9 protein-coding genes and 1 pseudogene are annotated in these 9,445 nt (G+C 63.3%); 8 read left to right on the top strand and 2 right to left on the bottom strand.

All coding sequences use genetic code 11. The features are described 5' to 3' along the window. Nucleotides 1–185: 185 nt before the first annotated feature. Together RBB39_RS17320 and RBB39_RS17315 are read right to left on the bottom strand one after the other, a co-directional pair. Entirely contained in the window at nucleotides 186–512 is a 327-nt protein-coding gene (locus RBB39_RS17320; RefSeq protein ID WP_083970599.1) for a DUF5676 family membrane protein, read from the bottom strand. Next, on the bottom strand, nucleotides 505–858 hold the full coding sequence (locus RBB39_RS17315; protein WP_023004669.1) for a YHS domain-containing protein: 354 nt from the start codon (nucleotides 856–858) through the stop codon (nucleotides 505–507). Before RBB39_RS17315 ends, RBB39_RS17320 begins: the two co-directional genes overlap by 8 nt. 1,046 nt (nucleotides 859–1,904) lie before the next feature. On the opposite strand from RBB39_RS17315, the gene RBB39_RS17310 reads away from it, so the two are divergent. The 8 genes and pseudogenes from RBB39_RS17310 (at nucleotide 1,905) to RBB39_RS17275 (ending at nucleotide 9,143) form a co-directional block, all read left to right on the top strand. Further along, nucleotides 1,905–2,336, top strand: coding sequence for a MerR family transcriptional regulator (locus tag RBB39_RS17310; protein WP_045994462.1), 432 nt, complete (start codon nucleotides 1,905–1,907; stop codon nucleotides 2,334–2,336). A 502-nt stretch (nucleotides 2,337–2,838) separates the two neighbouring features. Further along, complete coding sequence (locus RBB39_RS17305; protein ID WP_045994463.1) at nucleotides 2,839–3,204, top strand: hypothetical protein; 366 nt, start codon at nucleotides 2,839–2,841, stop codon at nucleotides 3,202–3,204. Between the two features lie 77 nt (nucleotides 3,205–3,281). After that, complete coding sequence (gene radC / locus RBB39_RS17300) at nucleotides 3,282–3,821, top strand: DNA repair protein RadC (protein WP_045994464.1); 540 nt, start codon at nucleotides 3,282–3,284, stop codon at nucleotides 3,819–3,821. 93 nt (nucleotides 3,822–3,914) lie between these two features. After that, the gene (locus RBB39_RS17295; RefSeq protein WP_045994465.1) at nucleotides 3,915–4,538 is read left to right on the top strand and encodes a DUF3275 family protein; all 624 of its coding nucleotides are present in this window, start codon (nucleotides 3,915–3,917) and stop codon (nucleotides 4,536–4,538) included. 82 nt (nucleotides 4,539–4,620) lie between these two features. Next, nucleotides 4,621–5,214: a hypothetical protein gene (locus RBB39_RS17290; protein ID WP_045994466.1), complete on the top strand. Its 594-nt coding sequence runs from the start codon at nucleotides 4,621–4,623 to the stop codon at nucleotides 5,212–5,214. A gap of 17 nt (nucleotides 5,215–5,231) precedes the next feature. Continuing rightward, a pseudogene (locus RBB39_RS17285) lies at nucleotides 5,232–6,392 on the top strand (DUF6094 domain-containing protein); the annotation flags it as partial. 150 nt (nucleotides 6,393–6,542) lie between these two features. After that, a complete protein-coding gene (locus RBB39_RS17280; protein WP_204248990.1) occupies nucleotides 6,543–6,785 on the top strand; it encodes a plasmid related protein in 243 nt (80 codons plus the stop codon). 129 nt (nucleotides 6,786–6,914) lie between these two features. Then, a complete protein-coding gene (locus tag RBB39_RS17275) occupies nucleotides 6,915–9,143 on the top strand; it encodes an SNF2-related protein (RefSeq protein ID WP_371931879.1) in 2,229 nt (742 codons plus the stop codon). Nucleotides 9,144–9,445 lie beyond the last annotated feature (302 nt).

Below are 9,445 nucleotides of genomic sequence, written 5' to 3'. Positions count from 1 at the left end.
ACGCGGAGGTTCTCCAGAAATCAGTGCCCGGATCTCCGGCACTCCAATAGTGTTGCGCTTGTAGGTTGAGACCGCCCTGCCAATTCCTTGGCAACATCGAATATGGCCGAAAAAGCTGAAACAAGCCTGAATGGCTGCTTGGAGCGTTACATGTGTTGTCCATGGGGCCTGCCTCCCGCCGATTCTCACCGTCCAAAGCGTGTGGCAAAGAAGTTGTAGAGCGGGCCGAAGACCAGGGCGACGTACCAGCCGTAGCCGAAGCTTTCAGCCAGGCCCAGGAAGAAGCTTGACCAGCTCAACCAGGTGAAGCCAGGCAGCAGGCGAAGCCAGCTCTCATACATCGCCTGGTCGGGAAACAGCAGGTCGAAGCCGACGCATAGGGTGAAGGTCACGGCCAGAAACAGCCCCAGGCTCATCCCGAGCGTGATCACGGGAATCCGTGGCGTAGCCTGGACCGGCAAGCGGGTTCCGGAGCGAGGCTTGGCTGTCGACGGAACATCGGCATCAGGCATCTTCGTTCTCCGGTTGGGTAGTAAAGTCCTTTGCTGCAGGTGCGAGATATTGTTCGGGCGCGGCCTCGAAGCGCTCCCGGCAGTCACGAGAGCAGAAGTAAAAGACGTGGCCATCGTGGACGCTCGGCTTGGCCCTTTCGGTTCTGACGGTCTTGCCGCAGACGGGATCGACGTCCTCGGCTGGCGGAATCCACTTCAGCCCCTCGGTGGCGTGTGGATCCTCTCGACTATCGTCGCCATGCTTGCTCCTGCCATGGCGGTGCCCCATGACGTGGGCACCACAGCCAAAGCGCATCATCAGAAAGAGGATCGCTGCCCAGATCAGGAAGTAAAACAGTGCGTTCATAAATGCCTCCTCGTGACTTCCGCTAAGCTGTACCCGATACCGAGCCCGCTGGCGTGCTTACGAATGTGCATGCGAAAGAGACTCTCCACGCACAGCGGCCACTCCGGCAGTTGCCTGGATCAATGTGGGGCGGGCACGGGTTTCTCCCGCACAGCCATGTCTGGAAGCGCGGGATCAGGGAGCGAGTCGACTTAGACTCTGTAGCGTTGGGTCAAAAGGTAGACTGGAACCGAAGAGGGGGAGAGGAGAGCGCTTGGCCTGCCGCTGGCGGTGACAACCCGGGGCGCTATGGCTGGGGCCGTCATGCTCAAAGGAAGAGGCTCGAAGTCCAAGTCCTGGCGCTCCAGGCGCAACAGGGCGCTGCCGACATTACGAGTGCCATGGCCATGGTGGCATCGCGGTTGAGGATAGTCTGCGTTGATGAACTCGATGTTCGAGTGCGCATCTGCGTGAGGCTCAACGCCAACCTGGCCAGACACAGTAGAGGAGGGAGCATCTGCCGAGGAAGGGACATCTGCCATTGTGGCGGCGCTAGAGAGCAGTAGCACCATGCCCAGCAGGATGACCAGACCAAAGCGATGCCACGCGGTGGCAGACCGCGAGGATTGCTTGGGAAATGACGCGTGCCTGGCCATGCGGCAGGGCTCCTGCAGAGTGATGTACATCTTACCCTAGCGCAGAATCGAATCCTGTCCATTGACATGGATCAAGATGGAGCTTGCCGTAAGCTGCAGTGGCCTCATTGAAGTGGTGACCTGGGCGAATGGCTGGGATGACTTTTACCATAGGTTATACCGTTTCGGCATGGATGTATGTTCAAAACTTTGGTCTTGGTTGGTTATTCGGCATGACACCAGCGCAGTATTAACTTCTTGAATCCTTTGTACCGCTCATGCGTATCTGTTTTTTTACCCTTGATTCAAGGCCACATTTTGGAGGTGCAGCACTACGATGGAGACCGCCATGGGTCGACCCAGCTCGATCTTGACCTTTGGGCAGCCTCAAGGTTGTAAGCTGACGTAGAATGGATATGTAGGGAAAGGGCAATGCGAGTCACAGAATTGGCTCGGGCTGGTGGCGTAACTGCGGAAACGGTGCGTCACTATACACGTGAGGGCCTGTTGCAGCCGCAGCGGGATCTGTGCAACGGCTATCAACTTTACGATGAGGAGGCGCTGGGGCGCCTTCGCTTTATCGATTGCCTTCGTTCGTTGGGCGTTGGTCTACCAGCAATCAAGAATATATTGAGTTGGGCGGATGAAGACAGACCTACAGTTGTCGATAGGTGCGCGCCGCTGGCTGATCAAGGGCGCCACATCCGCTTGCGGATTCAAGAACTCCAGGCGATAGCGCAATGGCTGGAGAGCATCGACCACGATGATGCTCCCGATAATCCCAGCCTGGGGGAACTGATTGAAGCACTGGGATCGTCGGAGTCAGCGGTCATTACGGATGGTTCGCACAGAGGCCAGCAGTGATGCGACTGAGGTATTCTGTCGGCGGTATCTTCCCGACTTGTTATGCACTGCTGGTGTCAGAGTTGCTATACACCAAACGCAATTGTTAGTAGTCCGTAGATTCCCGTTGCCGAGCGCTTAGTCGTTTGCAAACGCTGGCGGGGATATGTAAATGAGTACCATGATTCTATTCCCTGAATTCAAGCAAGCCGCCAAGCACGTGGCTCTGTGGCTTGACTGTGGTCGGCGGTGACGTAAGCTAGTTCTTGCAAGCACCGTCCATGGCGGTCCGGTGGTCTCGACCGGCACCAACCGAGGCACCCCAGCACCCAGGCGTTTCGAGGGTGCGCCGCTTAGCGGTACGCCACCTCCCAAGGCCTCGCGCATCCCGAGACGAGGCTGCCCATCCGGGCTGGATGCTGCACCTCTTCCTCGGCACTTGTGTGCCATCACCCACCAGGGGATCCACATTCCCCGGTGGGGAAGGTGTTTCCCCTGTGTGCACTACCGCAGGAGATCCACCATGAAATCCTACGATATGTCGTTTCTGGCTCGTGACCACGGCTTTGCGGGCAAGGTCCGCGTCAGCGAGCGGGTCATGGACGACTGCATGTACGTCGCAGAGCACGTGGTCTCGGAGCATGGGGTTACGCCCATCGAACGATTCCAGATGCTGCTGCAGAGCGTGGCCCGCCAGCTGTCCGGGTACCCAGCAGGGACCCAGGCGGTGCGGCTGACTCACCATCGCATCCCGCCCAGCGGGAATCCCCACCAGCCTCTGGCTCTCGAGCTCGAGGCGTTGGTCGTGCAAGGTGACCGCCAGCATGGTGACTACCTGCTGGTGGCACGCCACGACGAGCTGAACCACGCGCAGCTTTTCGCCGCGTAACCCTTCCTCACTACCCACCCCGACCGGGACATCGCTCCCGGAGGGGGCGGTCTCGGTCATGTCCGGAGGTTCTGGTCATGACACACACTTCAGCAGCTGCCTTCCCGGCAGAGTCTCGCTACTCCCCATCCAACGCGCCTCAGCTGTTCGTGCGCGACAGCGACGGCAACTACCTGGCGGCCCCCGATGACCGCGTCATCGATGCGGCGCGACAGGTGGTTGAGCGTTCCGTCTCAAAAGGCATGAAGCTCAACACGCCCAACCGGGTGCGTGAGTTCCTGTGGCTCAAGCTGGCTGGCTACGACCATGAGGTGTTTGGTGCCATCTTCCTGGACACCCAGCACCGCGTGATCGAGTTCAGCGAGCTATTCCACGGCACCCTTGATTCCGCCTCGGTCTATCCGCGGGAGGTGGTGAAGGCGGCGCTGCACCACAACGCCGGTGCGGTGATCTTCACCCATAACCACCCCAGCGGGGAGCCCGATCCGAGCGATGCGGACCGACGCATCACCCAGCGCCTTAAAGAGGCACTGGGTCTGATCGAAGTTCGCGTGCTCGACCACATCGTGGTGGGCGGTTCGGACTCGGTCTCCTTCGCGGAGCGGGGTTATCTCTGACACCTCGGGCGCTTGCCCGTGACTTCTTGGACGGGTGCCGGAGCTGCCGGCCCCGTCCGCTCTTTTTGCATCCTGACAAACAGGAGTCTGGTGATGATCAAGATCCCCGGGCGGCTCACCGTCCGCACCATTCATGGGCGCAACGGCCCCTTCAACGTTGGCCGGCTGGCGGCCTCGATCGGCGAGTTCGTCATCAAGGACCCTCAGCTGGATCAGTTCAGCGAAGGGGTATTTGAGGGCGAGTTTCTGCTGCTCGAGATTCGCCCGGCGAGCTACTTCGCCAGTGGCCGGCTGGTGGTGGAGGTCCGCGCCAAGGTCGGCGAGATGCTGCTGACCGAGGACGGCATGCTGGTGAATCAGCACGGCCCGCGCTTCGACTCCGCGGAGATGGACCCGCTGGAGGAGGAGGCCGCTCCTGCGCCACCCGTGCCGCCAGCCACTCCTGCGCCTGGATCGGGTGAGCCGATGGCTCCGCCTGCGCTGCCGTCTCAGGTTGATGCTGGCGAGGGGCCAGGGCCGCAAGCCCCGGATACCCACGCCGCTGGCCAGGAGGCCAATCCCGACGCCGAGCTCTTCGGCCTGCTCTGGCCCCTGGGGCAGAGCGTCAAGCTCGATCCCACCGTGGACCGGGCTCTGTTCCGCCGTCAGGTGAGTCGACTGAAGGAGCTGGGCTACCGATTCCAGGCGCCGACCCAGACCTGGCAAGCCGCTGCCTGAGGCAGCCACTCCCCACCGGGGCATCTCGATGCCCTGGGCTCGGGATGTCCCCATCGCTCTTCGCTAACCGATGGAGACCCTCATGCCCGAGCTCTACACCCTCGACGAGTGCCTGGACCTGTACGCCGATGCGTTCTGCCTTGGCCGGCAGCGTGAGTGCCTGTTTCTCTCCCTGTGGGGGCGGGATACGGCGCTGCAGGAGCTGCTTGCCAGGCTGACGCTACCCGCGGCAGACAATGGCCTGGGTACCCTGCATCTCTGCCAGGGCGACACTCGCCACCCCATGGTCTTTGGCGACATGGACCGCTACTCCCGGCGCTCTGCCCGGTTGCGCCAGACGCGCTTCGGCACCCTGGTGCACGTGTGGCTCTTCGACCAGCGCTGCATCACGCCGGATCGCGCCAACCTTCACAGCATCGTCCTGCTCGACGGCGAGGAGGGCGCCTGCCCGGTGGATGACCAGCTGTGGCCCCGCGTGCGGGAGCTCTGCCCGCTGCCTCTGCTGGATCACTGGCAGGGGCCGGTGATGACGCTGCTGCATGCCCAGCAGGCGGTACTGCCGGCCTCGTTCTCACAGGGGCCGATCCAGGCCTGGGAGATCTCCCTCGATGAGAACGACCTGGCCCCACGCCTCAGCGGCATGATCCGCGCCGGCGTACTCACACCCGAGCCCTGAGCTCTCGCTCCACCCTGGTGCGGCCGTTCTGGCCGCGCCTACCACACCCAACCGACAGGAGGTGTCGCATGGCACTGATGTTTCAGCGCATCGCGCGCAACTTCGCCAGGAATGGCTACTTCCCCACGGATAAGGCGTCGCTTGAGCGGGTGCTTCAGGCGCTCCGCCCTGCCAGCACCGGCCGGATGCGGGTGCTCGACCCCTGTGCGGGGGAGGGCGCTGCCATCGCCGAGCTTGCCCACCACCTGGGGCGCGAACGCGTTCAGGCCTGCGCCGTGGAGTATCACGCCGAGCGGGCCGCCTCGATGCATGGCCTGGTGGATAGAGGCCTACAGGGCGACCTGATGGACACGGTGATCTCACCGCGCAGCGTGGGCTGCCTGTGGCTCAACCCGCCCTATGGCGACCTGCTGGCCGACCACGCCGGCTACGAGAGCTATCAGGGCAAGGGGCGCAGGCGCCTCGAGAAGCTGTTCTACCAGCGCACCGTTGGCACCCTGCAGTACGGGGGTGTGATGGTGCTTATCGTTCCCGACTACGCCCTGGACAAGGAGCTGACCGGCTGGCTGGTCAACCACTTCACCGAGCTGAGGGTCTTCCGCGCCGCCGTGGATGACTTCCAGCAGGTGGTGATCCTGGGCCGCCGGGTGCGACGCCGTGAGGCGCAGCGCAGCCAGGAGGCCAAGGCGATACGCGCCCAGCTGCTGCGCGTGGGAAGCAAGGAGGTCATACCCGAGGTGATCCCGGCGGTGTGGCCCTTCGAGCCCTACGTGATACCGGCGGCTCAGGGCGAGCTGCGCCACTTCTACCGCGTCTCGCTCGATGCCGAGCAGCTGGCCGATGAGGTCGGGAAGCTGCAGGGGCTCTGGCACGAGGTGGGCAGCGTGTTCGGGAAGACCGGCCTGTCGCCGCGTCCCCCAGTGCGCCGGCTCTCCTCTTGGCATCTGGCCCTGTCGCTGGCGGCCGGGGCCATCTCCGGCGTGGTGACCGCGCCCAGCGGCCGCTGCCTGGTGGTCAAGGGCAACACCCACAAGGATAAGGTCGCCAAGACCGAGTTCACCGAGCGGGAGGATGGCTCCATCACCGAGACCCGCGTGCTCACCGACCGCTTCGTGCCGGTGATCCGCGCCTGGGAGATGACGCCTGACTCGCCTCGCTGTGGGCAGCTGCTGACCATTACCTCGACGCCGGCGGCCAATGATGGCGAGCCGGAAGAGGGTGATCAGATGGCAGACGCCGAGGCAGGCGATGCCCCTGAGCCGCTCAACCGGGTCGCCGAACGTGCCGCGAGGCCGGATCCACGCCGCTTCGAGGTGGGGCGAGTGGTGATGACCCGGGCCGTCAACGAGTTGGTGGAGCAGGGCGAGGTCTCGCCCATGGCGCTGCTCCGACGACACGTCACCGGCGACTGGGGTGACGTGCCTGAGGAGGACCGCCAGAGCAACGAGCAGGCCCTGGTTCACGGTGACAGGCTGCTCTCGTCCTACCGGATCGGTGAGTCGCTCACGGTCTGGATCATCACCGAGGCGGACCGCAGCGCCACCACGCTGTTGCTGCCAGACGACTACTGACCGGCGCCCCGGGCGCCATTCCCCACGGCGGGCCTTTCCAACCCGCCAGGGGAGGGGAGTGTCCGCCGTTTTCTTGTGAACAAGGAGACGGACATGAACGACATCACTCAGCTGCCGGCGCCGGCCGGCATGGCGCAGTCTGGCGAGGTCTTCGGGCCTCAGGTGGACCTCAACGCCTTCGTGGAGGAATTTGGCGATGGCCTGCTGGCCTCGCTCAACCGCTCCCATCCCCCGGTCTATGACGGCGAGGCCAACCCTCGTCGTCAGGCCATCATGGATGCCCTCAAGCGGGCGCCTTTCCCCGAGCAGGCCGAGGTGGTCCAGGCCATCTCGGCGCTGCTGCTCGATCGGCACGAGCCGGCGGGCATCATCAACGCCGAGATGGGCACCGGCAAGACCATGATGGCCATCGCCACCGCGGCGGTCTGTCACGGCGAAGGCTATCGGCGTTTCTTGGTGATCGCACCGCCCCACCTGGTCTACAAGTGGCGGCGGGAGATCCTGGAGACAGTCAATCAGGCCAGGGTCTGGGTGCTGAACGGCCCGGATACCCTGGTCAAGCTGCTCAAGCTCCGTGAGGCCCTGGGCCAGCCGTCCGATGGGCGGCCGGAGTTCTTCATCCTGGGGCGTGTGCGCATGCGCATGGGCTTCCACTGGCGACCCGTTGCCGCTCGCAAGCGCGTGCCGGGCGGCGAGCTGGCGGCCTGTCCTCAGTGTGGCGACACGGTGGTCGACTGCGACAACGAAGCGGTATCGCTGTCGCAGTTTCTCCGTGAGGAGCGGCGCCACAAGTGCCGGCACTGTCACAGCCCTCTCTGGACGCTGATGCGGCCGCAGCGGGCGACGGGCAGCCTGCAGCGCGACCTGGTGCTCAAGGCGCTGCGCAAGCTGCCTACCATCGGCAAGGTCTCCTCGGAGCGCCTGGTGCAGCAGTTTGGCGAGGAATTCCTGGCCACGCAGCTGGGTGACAACATCCACGAGTTCATCAACCTCATGGATGAGAACGGGGAGCTGGTGTTCTCCGACCGACAGGCGGCCCGTATGGAGCGGGCCATGGCCGCTATGGAGTTCGGTTTCGGTGAAGGCGGCTATCAGCCGACCGAGTTCATCAAGCGGCAGCTGCCGGATCACACCTTCGATCTGCTGATCGTGGACGAGGGCCATGAATACAAGAACGCCGGGTCGGCCCAGGGCCAGGCCATGGGCGTGCTGGCAGCCAAGGCGCGCAAGTCGCTGCTGCTGACCGGCACCCTGATGGGCGGCTATGCCGACGACCTGTTCCACCTGCTGTTCCGCATCCTCACGCCGAAGATGCTCGAAGACGGCTATCGCCCCAACGGGCGCGGATCGATGGGGCCTGCGGCCATGTCGTTCCTGCGTGACCACGGGGTGTTGAAGGACATCTACACCGAGCGCGATGGCGAGTCGCACAAGACAGCGCGAGGCAAGAAGCTGTCGGTGCGCACCGTCAAGGCCCCGGGCTTCGGCCCCAAGGGGATCATGCGCTACGTGCTGCCCTTCACCGTCTTCCTCAAGCTCAAGGACATCGGTGGCAACGTGTTGCCGCCCTACGATGAAGAGTTCATCGAAGTGCCGATGGACGACGAGCAGGCCTTTGCCTACCGGCGGCTCGAGGGTCAACTGACCGCTGAGCTCAGACAGGCGTTGGCACGCAAGGACACCACCCTGCTGGGCGTGGTGCTCAATGCGCTGCTGGCCTGGCCGGACTGCTGCTTCCGACCGGAGACGGCCAAGCATCCGCGCTCGGGCAGCCTGCTGGCGTTCGTGAAGAGCCTCTACGGCGAGCAGCAGCCGATGCCCAAGGAGCGCGAGCTGGTGGAGATCTGCCGGCGAGAGAAGGCGGAGGGTCGCAAGGTGCTGGTCTACACGACCTACACCGGCAAGCGCGATACCAGCAGCCGACTCAAGGCGGTGCTCACCCAGGCCGGCTTCAAGGTCGCGGTGCTGCGCTCCAGCGTGGAGACCCAGAGACGCGAGGACTGGATTGCCGATCAGGTCGACCGCGGTGTCGACGTGCTGATCACCAATCCGGACCTGGTGAAGACCGGGCTCGACCTGCTGGACTTCCCCACCATCGTCTTCATGCAGACGGGCTGGAACGTCTACACCCTGCAGCAAGCCGCCCGCCGCTCCTGGCGGATCGGCCAGCGGCAGCCGGTGAAGGTGCTCTACCTCGGCTATGCCGGATCGTCGCAGATCGCCTGCCTGTCGCTGATGGCCAAGAAGATCGCCGTGGCCCAGAGCACGTCGGGAGACGTGCCCGAGTCGGGCCTGGATGCCCTCAATACGGACGGAGACTCCGTGGAGATGGCCCTGGCCAGACAGCTGGTCAGCTGATCGATACCCAACCTATGCCCCCTCTTCGGAGGGGGCTTTTTGTGGCTGCAGTAGGGAGTAACTCACTGATGCGACTTTGGTTGTAAGTTAGGTGATACAGATAAATTAAGAATCTTCTCAGAAAGTATATGCGGATGTTCTCAATGAAATAAATTTCCTGATCAATACAATCATCTGCGCTTGGTTTGCATCCCATAGCTATTGCACCAGGGCAAGGAGTGCCCCGGAGTAAACCTCTCTCATCGCATTTAACGTTTCTGCTGGTGCCCGTCAAGGCCCAGCGTTGTGATGCACGGACTGCA

The organism is Halomonas sp. MMSF_3323, from assembly GCF_030733595.1.
Lineage (GTDB): Bacteria > Pseudomonadota > Gammaproteobacteria > Pseudomonadales > Halomonadaceae > Halomonas > Halomonas litopenaei.
This window is presented reverse-complemented; position numbering and strand designations above follow the sequence as displayed.

Bases quoted from the DNA above. Each gene is read 5' to 3' on its own strand.
- RBB39_RS17320 (WP_083970599.1), bottom strand. From the start codon at position 512: ATGCCTGATGCCGATGTTCCGTCGACAGCCAAGCCTCGCTCCGGAACC.
- RBB39_RS17315 (WP_023004669.1), bottom strand. From the start codon at position 858: ATGAACGCACTGTTTTACTTCCTGATCTGGGCAGCGATCCTCTTTCTG.
- RBB39_RS17310 (WP_045994462.1), top strand. From the start codon at position 1,905: ATGCGAGTCACAGAATTGGCTCGGGCTGGTGGCGTAACTGCGGAAACG.
- RBB39_RS17305 (WP_045994463.1), top strand. From the start codon at position 2,839: ATGAAATCCTACGATATGTCGTTTCTGGCTCGTGACCACGGCTTTGCG.
- radC (WP_045994464.1), top strand. From the start codon at position 3,282: ATGACACACACTTCAGCAGCTGCCTTCCCGGCAGAGTCTCGCTACTCC.
- RBB39_RS17295 (WP_045994465.1), top strand. From the start codon at position 3,915: ATGATCAAGATCCCCGGGCGGCTCACCGTCCGCACCATTCATGGGCGC.
- RBB39_RS17290 (WP_045994466.1), top strand. From the start codon at position 4,621: ATGCCCGAGCTCTACACCCTCGACGAGTGCCTGGACCTGTACGCCGAT.
- RBB39_RS17280 (WP_204248990.1), top strand. From the start codon at position 6,543: ATGACCCGGGCCGTCAACGAGTTGGTGGAGCAGGGCGAGGTCTCGCCC.
- RBB39_RS17275 (WP_371931879.1), top strand. From the start codon at position 6,915: ATGGCGCAGTCTGGCGAGGTCTTCGGGCCTCAGGTGGACCTCAACGCC.